Genomic DNA, 16,002 nt, shown 5'->3' on the forward strand with positions numbered 1-16,002 from the left:
GCGGCGGTCCGGCGCGCTACTGGGGCGGGCCTTCGGTCAGGTGGACGGTCCCCGCCATGCGGTCGCCCCGGCTCGTCGTCCACTCGATCCGGACGGCGTCGCCCGGGTGGCGGGCCAGCATCAGGGTCGTGAGGGTGGACGGGGTGTCGACGGAGGCGTCGCCGAAGGCGACGATGACGCCCCCGACGGGGACCCCGGCGGCCTCGGCGGGGGAGCCGGGCACGAGCTCGGCGACCAGCGCGCCGGGGGAGCGGCCGTTCGGGCGGACCTTGACGCCGAGCATCGCGGTCGGGCCGATGTGCACGGTCGAGGACGCCTCGCCGCGCTGGATCTGCCGCGCGACCTCCAGCGCCCGGTCGGACGGGATGGCGTACCCCCGGTGGTCCTTGCGCTGCTCGGCGTCCTTCACCGAGAACCCGGCGGACGCCGCGGTGTTGATGCCGATGACCTTGCCGGAGGTGTCCAGCAGCGGCCCGCCGGAGTCGCCCGGCCGGATCGGCGCGTTCGTCTCGATCAGGCCGGCGAGCCGCTCGGAGGTGCCGTTGCTGTCGTCGCGCGCGGTGACCGACTGCTCCAGCGCGGTGACCCTGCCGGTGACGACGGTGGGCGTGCCGCCCTTGCCGCCCGCGTTGCCGACGGCGGTGACCGTGTCGCCGACCTCGACGCCCTCCGCGGAGGCGAACGCGGCGGCCTTCAGCCGGGTGGCCCCCGACAGCCGGATCACCGCGATGTCGCCGGCCCGGTCGTAGCCCACGACCTGCGCCGTGTAGCCGCGGCGGTTGTCGACGTCGGTCCCCTTGATCGCGGTGGCGCCCTGGATGACGTGGTTGTTGGTCAGCACGAGGCCGGACGCGGTGAGCACGATGCCCGTCCCGGCGGCGCGGGTGCCGTTCAGCGTCTGCTCGGTCTCGATGTTGACCACGCCCGGCCGCCGCCCGCTGGGCTTGGCGTGCTTGTTGCGGGTCGCCGCGGCGGAGGGCGGGGCGTCCTGCGGGGTCCCGCTCTCCACGACCCGGCAGCCGGGGGCGAGGAGGGCCAGGAGCGCCACCAGCAGCAACGGGATCGCGGCGCGGGCGCGGCGCCCGGAGTCCTCGCTCACCTGGATGCCTCCTCCCGCAGGTTCCTCCCATGATTCCCGATTCCGGGCAATTAGTCCGAAAGAAGGGAGGGCAACGCGGCGCGGGCCCCCGGCCGGGCCCGCGCCGGGGGCTCAGCGGGTGAAGTAGCGGCGGGGGTTCTCCACGAGCATCTGGTCGATCTGCCCGTCGGAGACGCCGGCGGCGCGCAGGGCGGGCAGGACGTCCTCGCTGATGTGCCGGTAGTTCCAGTTCGGCTGCATCGCGGGCACCGTCGCGGGGTCGGGGCCGAACCAGTCGATGAAGCAGGACGCGTCGTGGCTGAGGACCATCCGGTCGGCGTAGCCCCGCTCGCACAGGGCCGCGACGGTCGCGACCCGCTCGGAGGTCGGGTTGATGATGTCGAGGCCGAAGCGGTCCATGCCGAGGATCGCGCCCGTGTCGGCCAGCTCCATCAGGTAGTCGAGGTCGTTGCTGTCGCCCGCGTGCCCCACGACGACCTTGGCGAGGTCCACGCCCTCCTCGCCGAGCAGGCCCACGACCGTCCGGCCCGCGTGGATCGAGCTCTCGGTGTGCACGGTGACCGGCGCGCCCGTCTCGCGGTGCGCCGCGGCGACGGCCCGCAGCACCCGCTCGACGCCGGGCGTGAGGCCGGGGGCGTCCACGGCGCACTTGAGGAAGGCGGCCCTGACCCCCGTCCCGGCGATGCCCTCGGTCAGGTCGCGGGTGAAGTCGGCGATCATGGGGTCGGGGCCCTGGTCCACCAGCGTTCCGGGACCCCGGTGGTGGAACTGAAACGGCACGTCGTTGTAGGTGTAGATGCCCGTCGCCACGATGATGTTGAGCTCCGGCACCCGCTCGTTGACCCGCTGGATGCGCGGGAGGTAGCGGCCGAGCCCCCACACCGTGGGGTCGGCGATGGTGGTGACGCCGAGCCCGGCCAGCTCGCGCAGCTTGCCGGCCGCGTCGGCGACCTTCTCCTCCTCGTCCCACCAGTCGCCCGCGCCGTAGTTCTGGACGTTCTCGGCGCCGAGCACGAAGACGTGCTCGTGCATCAGCGTGCGCCCGAGGGCGGCGGCGTCGACGGGGCCGCGGACGGTCTCAACTGCGGGCATTCGATGGTTCCTCTGCGGGTGCGATATTGGCTCTGCGGGGGGCATACCGACCGGTCGGTTTCTGGCAAGCTAGGGCTCGGGGCGCGCCGGAGTCAATGCCGCCGCGCGGGAGGAGGTGAGCAGGTGACGCAGGCCGATCCGACACCCGGCCCGGTGCCGGAGTCCACGGCGCCCGTCCGGCAGAGCGCGGTCGAGCGGCGGATCCTGGACGCGGCGCTGCGGCTGTTCGCCGAGCGCGGCTTCGACGGGACGCCCGTGCAGAGCGTCGTGGAGGCCGCCGAGGTCACCAAGGGCGCGCTGTACCACTACTTCGACTCCAAGGACGACCTGCTCTACGAGATCTACCACTCGCTGATCGCCCGCCAGCTCGCCGACCTCGGCGCGGTGCTGGCGCGGGGGCTGCCGCCGCGCGAGGCCGTCCACGCGGTGCTGACCGGGCTGATCCGCAGCACCGCCGAGCACATCGACGAGGCGAAGGTGTTCGCCCGCGAGATGCACCGGCTGGACCACGCCCGGATGCGCTCGGTCCGCGCCGACCGCCGCCGCTACCACGTGACGTTCCGGGGCCTCATCGAGCAGGGCCAGCGGGACGGCGTGTTCGGCACCGGGACCCCCGCGGAGACGATCACGATCGTCGCGCTCGGCATGGTCAACCAGATGCCGTCCTGGTACCGGGCGGACGGCCCCAAGCCCGCCGCGCGGCTCGCCGACGAGGTCGCCGGGTTCATCCTCGACGCGCTGGACCGGCCCACGCCCTGACGGTACCGCGCGGGGCCGCGCCGTCAGGGCGGCGACGCGCCCCTCGGGGCCCGGGAGGCGACCGCGGTGACGGCCGCGGCGAGGACCGCGAGCGCGGCGATGGTCACGGCCATCGGGACGGCGGTGCCCGGCCCGGCGACGCCGGCCAGCGGTGCGGCGGCGCCGCCCAGCGCGAACTGGGCCACGCCGAGCAGCGCCGACGCGGTCCCGGCCACCCGCGGTGGGCGTCCGGCCAGCGCCAGGGCGGTGGCGTTGGGGCCGATCAGCCCCTGCCCGCTCGCGACCAGGAACAGGCCCGGCAGCACCCCGCCGAGCCCCCATCCGGCGAGGACGGCGGCCATGAGGACCGCCCCGCCCGCCGCGACGACGGCGAGCCCGGCCGCCAGCAGCCGGGTCAGCGCGACCCGCCCGGCGAGCAGCGCGCCCGCCTGGCCCGCCGCGACGATGCCGAGGGAGTTGACGCCGAAGGCGACGCTGAACCCCTGCGGCGACATCCCGTAGATGTCCTGGAGCACGAACGGCGATCCCGAGATGTAGGTGAACATCGCCGCGAACGACAGGCCGATCGCCAGTCCGTACCCCGTGAACGCCCGGTCCCGCACGAGCGCCCCGCAGACCGCGGCGGTCGCGCGCGGCCCGCCCGTCTCGCGCCGTTCGGGCGGCAGCGTCTCGGCCAGCCCGAGCAGCGACCCGAGGAACAGCGCGACGCCGATCGCGGCGAGGACCGCGAACACGCCCGGCCACGGGACGACCCGCAGCAGCTGGCCGCCGAGGACGGGCGCCAGGATCGGCGCCAGCCCGTTCACCAGCATCAGCACCGAGAAGAACCGGGCCGCCGCGACGCCGTCGTACAGGTCCTGGACGATCGCCCGCGCGATCACGATCCCGGCGGCCCCGGCGGCGCCCTGCACCAGCCGCAGCGCGATGAGGGTCTCCACGCTCGGCGCCGCGACGCACAGCAGCGACGCGACGGTGTAGGCGGCGAGGCCGGCCAGCAGCGGGCGGCGGCGGCCGAGCCTGTCGCTCAGCGGTCCCGCCACCGCCTGCCCGACGGCGAGGCCGACGACGCACGCGGTCAGCGTGAGCTGCGCCTGCACGGCGCCCGTGGACAGGTCCGCCGACATCCGGGGCAGCGCCGGCAGGTACATGTCGATCGACAGCGGCGCCACCGCCGTCAGCGCGCCCAGCACGAGGACCAGCACGGGCCTCCGGCCGGCCGGAGGGGACGCGGACAGCTCGGAGCCGGCGGAGGCGGCCGCCTGGGTCATGGGGGGTCTCCAGCGGGGGCGGGGGAGGCTCAGACGGTGGTGATGACCTGCGCGGCGTCCAGGCGCGGGTTGCGGGGGCGGAAGGCGTCCGGGGCGGGCCTGCCCGCGTTGATCACGGCGATGGGGCGGAGGTTGCCCTCCGGGAAGAACTCCTTCTCGACGGCGTCCGCGTCGAAGCCGGACATCGGCCCCGCGGCGAGACCGGCGGCGCGGATCCCGAGGATCAGGTAGCCGAGCTGGAGGGAGGCGTTGAACCGGGCCATCGCCGGGCGGCCGGGGCTGTCGCGCAGGGCCTCGCGGGCGCCCTCCCGGTGCGGGAACGTGACCGGCAGGTGCTCGTGGAAGTCCTCGTCGGCGGCGGCGATCAGGGTCAGCGGGGCCGTCGCCGTCTTGGCGCGGTTGCCCTCGCTCATCAGCGGGACCAGCCGCTCGCGCGCCTCCCGGCTGCGCACGTCCACGATCCGCAGCGGCTGGGCGTTCATGGCGGTCGGGGCCCACCTGACCAGGTCGTAGATCGCGCGGACCTGCTCCTCGCCGACCGGCTCGCCGGTGAAGGCGTTGGCGGTGCGCGCCCCGCGGAACAGCAGCTCCTGCGCGGCGGGGTCCAGGATCAGCGGGGTCTGGTTCGCGGTCGTCGTCATGGCGCGCCTTTCGGACGGGGAAGCTTTCCGAAGGGGTCAATGCGATGACGTTCAGTTATCTTCCACGTCAGGAAGTGGGGTGCGTCACACAGAGGCGGCCGGCGGGGCGGCCGGTCAGAACGGGATGCGTTCGGCCGCCGCGACGAGCGCCCCCGCGATCGTGGCGACGGTCAGGACCGACACGCCGGCCAGCACGGCCCAGCGCCCCACCTGATAGCCGGCGGGGACGCGGCCCGCGTCGCGGCCGCGCACCGGCCACGGGGCGCGCAGCGGCGCAGTCCCCGGAGGATCCGGCGGGACGTCGGCCGGCGGGCGCTCGCCGTCCGGCGGGCCCGCGGCGGGCAGCCCCGTCACCCAGCCGAGCAGGTCGGCGACGGCGGCGGGCTCGGTGCCGAGGCCGGAGGCGAAGTACCGCACCTGGGCGGCGACCTGGTCGAGCGTGCGCACGGTGTTGCCCAGCCCGACGCGGTCGAGCCAGTCGCGCGGGTCGCCGCCCGGGTCCAGACCGCGGCCGATCTCCGTGCGCAGCAGCAGGTCGGTCTTGGTGACGACGACGGCGACGCGTTTCTGCCGCCCCTGGTCGGGACGCGAGCGCAGCTCGTTCAGCACTCGCTGGAGGGTGTCGGCGGGATCCTCCTCCGACGATGCGGCCGCCTCGTCGACGAACTCCCTCTCGTCCCCGGTCAGCGACCGGCGGAGCTGGGGGAGCGCGAACGGGTCCACGACGAACAGCAGCGCCTCGCTGTGCTCCAGGTAGCGCAGCGACTCGACCTCCGTCGCGCCCGTGTAGTGCTCGCCCGCCGGGTCGAACAGGTAGAGGATGCGGCGCGCGCGGCCCGGCAGCTCCACGTCCACCATGGTGGCCAGGGGCAGCTCCGGGCCGGTCTTGGCCAGGCGCCCGCCGCGCTGGAACTCGCGGATCGCGCCCGCGTACGCCTGCGCGTGCCGCTGCTCGACGAACGACAGCCGCCCGTGGACGGCGCGGGCCCGCGCGTGCAGGGCCCTGATGCCGAGGACCATGAACGTGGTCTTGCCCGCGGCCGGTCCGCCCACGAACGGCAGGGGCTCCACGCGGACGCGCCCGATGCGCTCGGGCAGCCGCCCCCCGCAGTGCGGGCAGTACGCGGCCAGGCGGAAGCGCCCGAGCGGGACGGTCGTGGGAAGCCGCGCCCCGCACCGGCACACGTGCCGGAACGCGCCGCCCGCCCCCGGCGAGAGGCGCCGGTGCCGCGCGCCGCAGCTCGGGCACGCGTACTCCGGCAGCCCGATCCGCTCGTAGCAGAAGGGGTGCGGGCACGTCTGGAGGATGCGGGCGTACCCCATGAAGACGCGTTCGACCGCCGCCAGGACGAGCACGCACGCCAGCCACGACGCCAGCCCGACCGCGGCGACCAGCCCGTACAGGACCGTCAGCGCGAGGACGAACACCGACGCGGGAACGGCGGCGGCGGTGATGCCCGCGCACAGCGCCAGCCAGACCGGGAAGACGAAGAACCCCCACGGGCCGCCGAGGAGCGTCCGGGTCAGGCTCAGCACGACGCTCCGGGCCGTCCGGTACACCTGCGGGACGACCGTGCGGCTGATCGTCCACCAGTCGCGCCACACCTGGCCGAGCAGGTAGTGCCGGTAGGCGACGGCGGGCTCGGCGACCGGCGAGGGCCCCTCCAGCGTGGACGGCGCGAGCGTCCGGCACGCGTGCAGGCAGTACACGCCGAGCGCGGCGGCCCCGGCGACGACCAGCGTCGCGGCGAACACCACGGGGAACACGTACATGAACCCGAGCCACATGGCGCCCACCCACACGGCGATCAGCAGCAGCACGATGACGGGGTTCACGGCGCGCCCTCCAGGAGAAGGGCCCGCAGTTCGTCCCGCAGTTCGGGGCGGCGCGCCAGATGGGAGTCGAGCTGCCTGGCCGCGAGCCACCGCCGGGCCGCCGCCCGCGCCCACGCCTCCAGGGACGGCTCGGCCGCGCCGCGCCTGCGCAGCAGCAGCACCACCTCGACCAGCTCGTTGCGCCGCTCGACCTCGCCGCCGCGCAGCGGCGCGCGGCCGGCGCGGACCCGGCCGGGCAGCTCGGCCGTCCACCGCTGCGCGACCCGCGCCCGCACCGGGGCGGGCACGGCCGCCAGCAGTTCCGCCCGGAAGCCGGGCGGCCGGGGCGACAGCCGCCGCGCCGCGTCGGAGAACGCCTCGCGGGCGAGGCTTTCGGTGGCGCCGCCAGCGTCGGCGAGGCGCTCCAGCGCCCGCGCGGCCCGCGGCGGGCCCGCGGTGATGGCCATCCCGTACGCCTGGACGAGGGCGGCGTCGCGCCCGGCGGGCCCGTCCGGCATGAGCGCGCGGACCCGCTCGGCGAGCCGCAGCGTCGCGGGGTCGGTGAGGCCGTCGCCGCCGGTGGAGGCGAGCCGCGCGAAGGTCCGGGACGGCAGCTCCGCCAGCGCCGGGGGCGGCGGCGCGGACCCGCAGGCGTCCAGCAGGTCGAGGCACGCGGCGGCGGACGGTGGCGTCGCCCAGATCTCCCGGAGCGCCCCGTCGACGTCGGCGGTGCCGCCGCCGTCCAGACGCAGCAGCCGGCCCGTCACCGCGATCCGGCGGCCCGGACGCCTCCGCCCGACCGACGCCAGCACGGCGACCGCGACACCGGGCGCGGCGCGCAGCCGCCCGGCGTGCTCGTAGAGCAGGTCGCAGGTCTCGGGGGTGAGGGCGGCCGCCCGGTCCCCGGATCCGGCGAGACCGGCGACGACCCCGTCCAGCAGCGCGTCCCGCAGCCCGGCCGGGCAGCCGGCGAGCGCGCCCTCCAGCCCGGCGAGGCCGCGCCGGGCGCAGCGCGCCGCCGACGCCGCCACCTCGCCGGGATCGGCCGGGACTCCGGTCCGCTCCGCCACACCGGCCGCCTCCGCGACCTCCGCCAGCCGGGACGCCCCGGCGAGCCTCTCGGAGACCAGCTCGCCGACGCGGAGCGCGCAGCGGGGGGCGAGGTCCGCCGCTCCCGCCGCCCGCGCCCGCTCGTGCACGGCGAGCGCCAGATCGAGCCCCATGGACGGGACGCCCGGTGCGAGGTCGCGCCACACCCAGGCGGGGACGGCGGTCCCGCGCCGCGCCAGCAGCTCCGCCGCCGCGGCCTCCTCGTCCGGCGTCATGCCCGCTTCGCCCCGGCACAGCGCGAGCAGCGCGGCGGCGCCCTCCCGCGCGGGGTCGTCCAGCGGCGCCAGTTCGGCCAGGGCGTCCAGGCCGCCGAAGTCGCGGGCGCGCCAGCAGCCGGCGACGGTCCTGGCGAAGCGGCTGGCCCGGCCCTCGGAGACACCGTCGCGCAGGTCGAACACGGACGCGTGGGAGGCGTGGCTCTGGGCGGTCGCCCAGACGGCGGGCGTCGTGCCGACCAGGCGCTGCGCGGCGCCGTCCGGGTCGGCGGTGTAGGTGACGAACGACAACCGGGCCGCCGCCGCGACCGGCAGCGAGTACGACACGACCGCGATCCAGCGGGCGATCGCCTCCACGTCGTCGGCGACGAGGACGACCCGCCCGTGGCCCCGCCCCAGCACGCCCGCGACGGCGTCCACCAGACGGGCGAGCAGCGCGTACGGGTCGCCGGGCCCGGCGGCGGCGAGCCACCCGGCGAGGGCCTCCGGGTCGAGCGCGGAGCCCGGCGTCAGCTCCTCCAGCGGGTCGAGTACGGCCCCCGGCGCGGGCAGCGGCGTCCAGTGCGCGGCCTGCCACAGCTCGGCGGGTCGCAGCCCCTCCAGCTCCTCGGGCTCGGCCACCACCGCGTGCGCGAAGAAGTTGCCGTAGCGGCCCGAGTAGTCGCGGCCGAGGTAGCGGCACCGCAGCAGCAGGGGCCGGCCGTCCACCTCGTCATACAGCAGCGAGACGGGGAACAGGTCCAGCTCGGCGTCGCCCGGCGACAGCGGCGCGTCGGGCGGCGGACGGTACGACAGGTACGGCGTGACCGCGGCCCGCGTCCCGTCCGGCAGGCCGGGCGTCTCGGCGACGAACTGGAACCCGGCCCGGCCGGTGGGCCCGCTCCGGGCGGAGGTGTAGTGCAGCTGCCAGGCCACCGCTACGTCCCTTCCGGACGGACGCCGTCGAGCATGCCGAACCGGTACAGCAGCCACAGCAGCGGGTCCTCCGCCCGGTACGGCCGGACGCCGCCCGCGCCGACGCGCCCCTCCTCCGGGACGCCGCCGAGCGCCGACAGGCCGAACAGCGCGTGGTCGGCGTACTGCTGCCCGAGGTAGGTGTCGAGCTGCCCCGCCTGCCAGTCGTGCAGGAGCGCGCGGACCTGCGCGTTCACCGCGTCCCTGTCGTCGAGGTCGAGGACCCCCTGCCCCGACCGCGACCGGTGCAGCGCCGACTGGCGCAGCAGCCCCGGCCGCAGCACGTCGATCTTGGTGAGCGCGACCGCGACCGGGACGGGGAGCGGCGCGCCCGGACGGGTGCCGTGCCGCAGCCGCAGCACCTCGGTGACGCGCGCGATGACGTCCAGCGGATCGCCCGCCGGATCGCCCCCCGGAAGGCCCGCCCCCGGATCGTCTCCGCCCGCGCGCGGGCCCGGCACCGCGTCCAGCACGCCCGGCCGCGCGCCGGGCAGCTCCAGCGGATCGACCAGGAAGATGACCGCGTCGGCGGCCTCCAGGTACCGCAGGTGCAGGTCGGTGGCCTCGCGGCTGCGCAGGTCCTCGCCCGCGGTGTCGAACAGCACCAGCGCCAGCGAGTCGTTGCGGGGCCGGGAGAAGCGCCCCTTGCGGGACCGGGTCCGGGTGAGCAGGTACACCAGCGGCTCGCGCGGGCCGGTCGCGGCGCTCGGCGTCGTCGGCAGCAGCCGCCGCTCCTCCAGCAGCGGCCGGGCGAAGTCGCGCTTGTACCGCTCGATCGTCCGGTCGTCGCACGCGACCAGCGACGCGTCCAGCTCCGTCCCGACCCGGTTCATCAGCTCGTGCAGCAGGACGGCGATGTAGGTGCTCTTCCCGGCGTTCTTCGCCCCGACGAGCGCGACGATCCGCCCGGGGGAGTCGCAGTACGCCGACGGCAGCGGGTTGTGGCACTCGGGGCAGGCGCGGTTCCCGGTCGGCTGCCCGCACCCGGGGCAGTCGGCCCGTCCCTTGCGCCCGGGCGCGGCGAACGCCGGCGGCAGCGACGCCCCCGCCGTCGACCCGGTGTACCCGGCCAGCCGCTCGTCCAGGACGGGGATGCAGCCCTGCCGCCGCCCGGACTGCCCCCGGCACCGGAACAGGATCCGCTGCGGCGCCACCGAGGCGAAGCAGTAGGGGCAGGTGATGCCCTGCCGGGGCGGCACGCCGGGGATTCCCACCCGGGCCAGGGGTCTCGTCATCAGGGGACCTGGAGTCGGCGGACGGGGGGATCGCTCAGCTCGACGGCGTCGTCGTCGGCGAAGCAGCGCAGCCAGTACGGACCGGACGCCGCCGGCGCGCCGAGCGTCAGCTCGCCCGGCACGGGCACCCGCTCCCACGCGCCGAGGGTCTCGCCGTCGGCGGCGCGCTGCGGCATGACCCGCCCGGCGCGCAGCACCAGCGACAACCGCGCCACCCGCAGCGGCCGGGACGAGGTGAGCCGGAGGGTCAGCGTCCGCCGCCACGGCGGGCCCGAACGCAGCACGTCGTAATGGACGATCGTGCGCGCCGCGACCTCGGCGGTCACCGGCGGGCCGGTCATCCGCGCGCCGCCGACCGTCCCGGCCGCGGCGACTGACAGCTCGACCGGCTCGTCCTCGGGGACGGGCAGCCGGATCCCGCCCTGGGTGTCGTAGGCGGCCCTGGTGACGCTCTGCGCGGCCCGGACCGGGACGCGGGCGGAATCGCCCGGCGGCGCGGGCTCCGCTCCGCCGTCGCGCCCGATCCGGTAGGCGACGTCGACCTCCGCGACGTCCGGCGGCCAGTCGAACCCGACGTGCACGTACGCGCCCCGTCGCTCGGCGACCAGCCGTCGCGGCGGCGGCAGGTTCACGTGCCGGTGGTAGGCGCCGATCGCGGCGGTGCCCTCGGCGACCGTCACCGCCAGCAGCCACCCGCCGGCGCCCGGCCGCACCGCGAGCCCTCCCTCCGCCTGCGCGCACGCCAGCCGCCGCGTCTCCCGCCGCACCTCCTCCAGCGGGACGAGCGCGCTGCGCGGCCACGGCGGCGGCCCCTGGCAGAGCACCAGCTCCACCGTCCCGTGCGCGGGCGGCGCGAACCGGGCCCGCACCAGCCCGGGGTCGGACGCGTCGGTCTCGGCGGCCAGCTCGAACACCGGCTCGGGAGGCGCGCTCGGCGTGGCCGACGCCCGCACCCCGGCCGTCTCGACCTCGCGCCCGGCCGCGTCGAGGTAGACGGCGGCGATCCGGTAGTGGTGCGTCCGCCCGTTCGGGACGCGCTCGCGGAACCCGTCCCGGCCCGCCGCGACGGTCCGGCCGTCCCGGGCCACGACGACCCGCACCGCCTCCGCCGGGCACCGCCAGCGTCCGGTGACCTGCCCGTCCCCGGCGGTCAGCTCGACCTCGCCCGGATCGGGCCGCACGACCACCGGCCCCGCCACCGCCGGCGCCGCCGCGGCCTCGCCCCGCACCGCGACGACCCCGTAGTACAGCGGCACGTTGACCGGGGGACGGGTGTCCAGCGCCCCGCCGACGGCCGTGCCGTCGCGCATGTCGCGCGGCGCCCTGCCCTCCCGCCGCACGACGTGGTGGACCACCTCGCCCCCCGTGGACGGCGAATCCTCCCAGGACAGCCGGACCGACGCGCCGTCCACGTCGAGGTGCACCTCCGGGACCGGGCGCGGCGGCAGGCGCCGCTGGTGGGCGGCGGCGCCCGGCAGGTCCCGGACGAGGCGCAGCGCGTCGGCGAGCAGGCGGTGGGCGCGGTCGGGGTCGGGCTCGGCGGCCGCGGCCTCGCGCAGGCGCAGCGCGGTGCCGAGGCGGTGCCGGGCCTCGGCGGCGAGCACCTGCTCCTCGGGCGGCTCGGCGCCGGGGGAGGGGTGCGGGACCCGCGCGGCGTCGGCCAGCCCGGCCGCCGCGTGCACGTCGCCGGCGTCCAGCAGCGCCCGGAGCCGCCCCGGCAGGCCGCCGCCCGGGTCGGTCTCGCGCACGACGGCGAACACCAGGCGGCGGGCGTCGCCCTGCTCGACGCCCAGCTCCTCGGCGGCGTACCGGAGCAGGGCGCGCTCGGACGCCCGCTGCCGCAGCCGCTCGCGGAGCCGGTCGGCGATGTCGAACAGCAGCAGCGCGGGCAGGTCGGCGCCCGAACGCAGCGCGGCCAGCACGGTGTCGGCGTGCGTGGTGGTGGTGTCGCGGCTGCGGCGCGCCCACTCGGCGCTCGCGGCCGCGACCGCGTCCCCGTCCGGGCGCGGGCCGCCGCCCGGCACGGCGAAGCCGTCCAGGACGCGGATCGGACCGGTGAGGCGGGCGCCGAACAGGAAGTCGGCGAGGTGGCGCCTGCCGAGGACCTCCAGCGACTCGCGCACCTTCCGGTACGCCGGGTAGGGCGCGGCGGACGGCAGCGGGTCGGGCTCGCGGATCTCGATGCCGTCGGCGGCGGCCGGCTCCGCCAGCTCGGCGGCCCGCACCCCGGTGGTGCGGGCGATGGCCTCGACCTCGGCGGGCGTGGCCATCCGCAGCGCCCCGGCCGCGTCGGCGAGGCGGGCGCGGGCCTCGCCGAGGCGGCGCTCGGCGCGCTCGCGCCCGCCGCGCAGCCGCGCCTCCAGCGGGCGGGGGTCGCCGCGCTCGGCGGCGGAGAACAGCGGCGCCAGCTCGCGGTGCTCGGCCTCCAGCCGGTCGATGAGCCGGCGGTACTTCAGCTGCCCGCGCGCCCGCCGCCAGCACTGCCGGACCAGCCTGACCCGCGCCGCGACGGCCGCCGCGTCCAGTCCGTCGAGCGGAGCTCGTCCGTTGAATGGCGGTGGGTGGGGGCTGGAGGACGGTCCGTCGAGCGCGTACCGGACGCGCAGGTCCTCGGGGGGCTGGTCGCCCGCGGCCCGCGCGGGTTCCAGCACCTCCCGCCGGTAGTCCTCGTCGAACGCCACGGGCGCCTCCAGGGGATCCGCGGCCCGCTCAGCTGACCTGGACCCGGGAGAGGGCCTTGCGGGAGCGCTCGACCTCCTCCTCCGACATGCCGCCGACGTCCACCTTCAGTTCCAGCCGCTCGCCGGTCTCCTTCTCCACGGCCGTGACGTTCAGCAGGCCGGAGGAGTCGAGCGCGAACGTCACCCCGATCGGCCAGCCCGACTTCTTGCCCGGCGGGACGCGGATCTCGCCGGTCGCGATCTCGGTGTTGTCGATCAGGTCGGCGGACTCCACCACGCCGGCCTGCTCCATCACCCGGATGTCGGCCGAGGCCTGGTCGTCGTAGACGGTGAAGAAGTCCTCGGTCCTGGCGGCGGGGAGCTCGTCGTTGGCGTGCACGAGGTGCGCGACGCTCTCGGCGCCGGTCTCCCGGTCGACGACCACGATCCCGAACGCGTGCGAGGCGACCGTCCTGATCCGCCGCCCGGCGATCTGCTTCTGCTGCTCGGCCGACAGGCCGGCCCGGTTCGCCATCTCCTCGGCGCGCTCGGCGGCGCCTTCCCGGACGAGCCGCCGGTAGGTCTCCTCGAACGCGTACAGGGCGGCGCCCTTGGCGACCGCGAGGTCGGGGTCCTGGAGGCGGGGGGCGAGGCCGAGCTCGGTCTGCAGCCGCGCCGCGACGACCGGCATCTTCGTGGAGCCGCCGACGAGGACGAGGTCGTCGTAGTCCTCCACCCCCTTCTCGGCGGCGGTCGCCAGCGTCCGGCCGGTGATCTCCACGGTGCGGTCGAGGAGGTCCTTGGTCAGCTCCTCCAGCTTCTCCCGCGTCACCTCGACGGAGGCGACCCGCCCGCCGTGCATCACCCGGACGGTGTGGGACGTGCGGGTGGTGAGGGCCTTCTTGGCGTCCTCGGCGTCGCGGCGCAGCTGCTGCTCGGTCTGCCGGTCGTCCAGCGGGTCGCCGGCGCCCGGATGCTCGGCGCGGAACCGCTCGGCGAGGTGCTCCACGAGCCGCGCGTCCCAGTCGGCGCCGCCGAGCTCGTGGTCGCCGTCGGTGCACACCACCTCGATGTGGCCCTCGCGCAGCGCGATGATCGTGGTGTCGAACGTCCCGCCGCCGAGGTCGTACACCAGGATCGTGCGGTCGGTCTCGGGGTTGAGGACGCCGTAGGTGATCGCGGCGGCGATCGGCTCGGACACGATGTCGATGACGTTCAGGCCCGCGATGCGGCCCGCCTTGCGGGTCGCGTCGCGCTCGGCCACGCCGAAGTAGGCCGGGACGGTGATGACGACGTCGCGGGCCTCCTCGCCCGTCGTGGTGCGCGCGTCCGTCGCCAGCTTCAGCAGGATGAACGCCGACACCTCCTCGGGCGTGAAGTCGATCCCGTGGATGGGGCGCGTGACGTCCCGGCCCATGTCCCGCTTGATCAGGCTGACGACGTTGTCGGGCTCCAGGACCGCGGTGTCCTTCGCGGTCTGGCCGACGACGACGTTCTCCCCGCTCTCGAAGAACACGACGGACGGGGTGGTGTCGGTGCCCTCCAGGTTCCGCTGGACGGCGGGCCGGCCCACATCGTCGATGGAGGCAATGCAGGAGTACGTCGTTCCCAGGTCGATCCCGTAGACGGCCATGTCCCTCACCCGCTGTTCGTCGTCTGTCCGTTGTGCGTCGCCTCGGCGGCGGGCACCGGCTCGGCGAGCCTGCCCACGCTGACCGCCGCCTTGCGCAGCACCTTCCCGCTCTGCTCGAACCCGTCGGACTGCACGTCCGTGACGGTGCCGTCCGCCACGGGGTCGTCGACCGGCGTGACCGCGACCGGACGGTGCCGGGACCCGTCGTAGGGGGCGCCCGGCTCGACGGTGAACCGCTCGACGCCGAGCCGCGCGAGCGCGTCGGCGACGTCGTCGGCCAGCGCGGCCAGCAGCGCCGCCGTCCGCCGCGGGTCGGGCGCGTCGGCGAGGTCGGGCGCGCGGAGCCGGTCGGACTCGCGGCGCGCCTGGTCGTGCAGCCGGTACAGCGCCGTGCGGACGGGCTCCAGCATCGCCTGCAGCTCTCCGCGCCGCAGCCGCTGGTTCTCCTCGTGCAGCCGGTCGATGACGGCCTCGCGGTGCTCCGCGCGCTCTCGCTCGCGGTCGAGGCGGGCGGTGAGCCCGGCGAGGGCGTCCCTCACCTCGGCGTGCAGCACCGCGCCGGTGCCGACGTCGCCGGCGTCGACCGTGCCGGCCTCGTCCGCGGCGGCGCCGCCGGCGTCTCCGGCGCGCGGCGGCTCGGGCCCGGCACCGGAGGCCTCGCTGACTGGGGGTTCCCCGTCCCTCGACACGTAGAGTCACCTTAATGCTGGGCGGCAGGAGACGTCAGGCCAACCGATGACCTCCACCGGACTCTAGTTTGACCCGTGCCCACCGTTCCAGCACCGACTTTCCGTGCCGTTTTCTTGGGATGACACGTGTGGGTAACACAGGGGAAACGGGTGTCGCCGAAGCTGGGGGCCTCGCACGGAGACGGGAGGTGGCGATGTTGCTGCGGATAAGGGTGCGCCTGCCGGACCGCCCTGGTTCGCTCGGCCAGGTCGCGCGCACCTTGGGCGCGGCGGGCGCGGACGTCGTCCAGATGGCGGTGCTGGAGCGCGACAACGGCCGGGCGATGGACGACTTCACCGTCGCGTGGCCCACCGGGGCCGACTTCGAGCGGCTGGCCGGGGGGCTCGGCACGGTGCCGGGGGTGGAGGTCGTCGGGGTCTGGCCGACCGCCGAGCCGCAGGGCGCCTTCCCGGACGCGGCCGTGATCGGCCAGGTCGCCGCCGTCCCGGAGCGCGGTCTGGAGATCCTCGCCGACGCCGTCCCGGCCATCCTGAGCGCCGACTGGGCGGGCCTCGCCGAGGTGAAGGGGGAGGACGAGCCGGTCCTCGTGCACGCCAGTTCCGGCGGCGAGCCGGGCGCCGCCCTGCCGGAGCTGCGGCCGCTGCGGCCGCGCGCGTTCACGGCGCCGGACGGCACGCGGTTCGCGGTGTGCCCGCTCGCCGCGGGCGGGGTCGCGCTCGTGGTCGCCCGGACGGACGCGCCGCCGTTCCACCGGACGGAGGTGTTCCGGCTGGAGCAGCTCGCCGGGGCCGCGAACGCCGTCCTGCACCGCGGCGCGGCCCCGCTCTGAGC

Annotated in this window: 12 protein-coding genes; 2 read left to right on the forward strand and 10 right to left on the reverse strand. The window is 76.5% G+C overall.

Going from position 1 to position 16,002, the window contains the following annotated elements; all coding sequences use genetic code 11:
• Positions 1 to 16: 16 nt before the first annotated feature.
• A complete protein-coding gene (locus BJY14_RS35905) occupies positions 17 to 1,099 on the reverse strand; it encodes a S1C family serine protease (protein WP_312879570.1) in 1,083 nt (360 codons plus the stop codon).
• Positions 1,100 to 1,210: 111 nt separating this feature from the next.
• Complete coding sequence (locus tag BJY14_RS35910) at positions 1,211 to 2,191, reverse strand: phosphotriesterase family protein (protein ID WP_179847669.1); 981 nt, start codon at positions 2,189 to 2,191, stop codon at positions 1,211 to 1,213.
• 123 nt (positions 2,192 to 2,314) lie between these two features.
• Between BJY14_RS35910 and BJY14_RS35915 the strand changes: the two genes are divergently transcribed.
• Positions 2,315 to 2,950, forward strand: a complete 636-nt coding sequence (locus tag BJY14_RS35915; RefSeq protein WP_312879571.1) for a TetR/AcrR family transcriptional regulator — start codon at positions 2,315 to 2,317, stop codon at positions 2,948 to 2,950.
• A 23-nt stretch (positions 2,951 to 2,973) separates the two neighbouring features.
• Here BJY14_RS35915 and BJY14_RS35920 read toward each other — a convergent pair whose 3' ends face one another.
• The 8 genes from BJY14_RS35920 to grpE form a co-directional block, all read right to left on the reverse strand.
• Positions 2,974 to 4,218 (reverse strand): multidrug effflux MFS transporter, encoded by a 1,245-nt coding sequence (locus BJY14_RS35920; protein WP_179847671.1) that lies wholly within the window; start codon positions 4,216 to 4,218, stop codon positions 2,974 to 2,976.
• Between the two features lie 29 nt (positions 4,219 to 4,247).
• Positions 4,248 to 4,859, reverse strand: coding sequence for a malonic semialdehyde reductase (locus tag BJY14_RS35925; protein WP_179847672.1), 612 nt, complete (start codon positions 4,857 to 4,859; stop codon positions 4,248 to 4,250).
• A 114-nt stretch (positions 4,860 to 4,973) separates the two neighbouring features.
• On the reverse strand, positions 4,974 to 6,695 hold the full coding sequence (locus BJY14_RS35930; RefSeq protein WP_179847673.1) for a TRAFAC clade GTPase domain-containing protein: 1,722 nt from the start codon (positions 6,693 to 6,695) through the stop codon (positions 4,974 to 4,976).
• Complete coding sequence (locus BJY14_RS35935) at positions 6,692 to 8,914, reverse strand: GAP1-N2 domain-containing protein (RefSeq protein ID WP_179847674.1); 2,223 nt, start codon at positions 8,912 to 8,914, stop codon at positions 6,692 to 6,694. Before BJY14_RS35935 ends, BJY14_RS35930 begins: the two co-directional genes overlap by 4 nt.
• 2 nt (positions 8,915 to 8,916) lie before the next feature.
• Positions 8,917 to 10,188: a TRAFAC clade GTPase domain-containing protein gene (locus BJY14_RS35940; protein WP_179847675.1), complete on the reverse strand. Its 1,272-nt coding sequence runs from the start codon at positions 10,186 to 10,188 to the stop codon at positions 8,917 to 8,919.
• Positions 10,188 to 12,869, reverse strand: coding sequence for a SaeA-related protein (locus BJY14_RS35945; protein WP_179847676.1), 2,682 nt, complete (start codon positions 12,867 to 12,869; stop codon positions 10,188 to 10,190). Before BJY14_RS35945 ends, BJY14_RS35940 begins: the two co-directional genes overlap by 1 nt.
• Positions 12,870 to 12,897: 28 nt before the next feature.
• A complete protein-coding gene (locus tag BJY14_RS35950) occupies positions 12,898 to 14,481 on the reverse strand; it encodes an Hsp70 family protein (RefSeq protein ID WP_179847677.1) in 1,584 nt (527 codons plus the stop codon).
• 5 nt (positions 14,482 to 14,486) lie between these two features.
• Positions 14,487 to 15,170: a nucleotide exchange factor GrpE gene (grpE, locus tag BJY14_RS47500; RefSeq protein WP_312879572.1), complete on the reverse strand. Its 684-nt coding sequence runs from the start codon at positions 15,168 to 15,170 to the stop codon at positions 14,487 to 14,489.
• A 194-nt stretch (positions 15,171 to 15,364) separates the two neighbouring features.
• On the opposite strand from grpE, the gene BJY14_RS35960 reads away from it, so the two are divergent.
• Positions 15,365 to 16,000, forward strand: a complete 636-nt coding sequence (locus tag BJY14_RS35960) for an ACT domain-containing protein (RefSeq protein WP_179849853.1) — start codon at positions 15,365 to 15,367, stop codon at positions 15,998 to 16,000.
• Positions 16,001 to 16,002: the final 2 nt, after the last annotated feature.

Source organism: Actinomadura luteofluorescens (assembly GCF_013409365.1).
GTDB classification, from domain to species: Bacteria; Actinomycetota; Actinomycetes; order Streptosporangiales; family Streptosporangiaceae; genus Spirillospora; species Spirillospora luteofluorescens.

Excerpts from the sequence above, each read along its gene's own strand:
- BJY14_RS35910 (WP_179847669.1), bottom strand. The coding sequence starts at position 2,191 with ATGCCCGCAGTTGAGACCGTCCGCGGCCCCGTCGACGCCGCCGCCCTC.
- BJY14_RS35920 (WP_179847671.1), bottom strand. The coding sequence starts at position 4,218 with ATGACCCAGGCGGCCGCCTCCGCCGGCTCCGAGCTGTCCGCGTCCCCT.
- BJY14_RS35925 (WP_179847672.1), bottom strand. The coding sequence starts at position 4,859 with ATGACGACGACCGCGAACCAGACCCCGCTGATCCTGGACCCCGCCGCG.
- BJY14_RS35940 (WP_179847675.1), bottom strand. The coding sequence starts at position 10,188 with ATGACGAGACCCCTGGCCCGGGTGGGAATCCCCGGCGTGCCGCCCCGG.
- BJY14_RS35950 (WP_179847677.1), bottom strand. The coding sequence starts at position 14,481 with ATGGCCGTCTACGGGATCGACCTGGGAACGACGTACTCCTGCATTGCC.
- BJY14_RS35960 (WP_179849853.1), top strand. The coding sequence starts at position 15,365 with ATGTTGCTGCGGATAAGGGTGCGCCTGCCGGACCGCCCTGGTTCGCTC.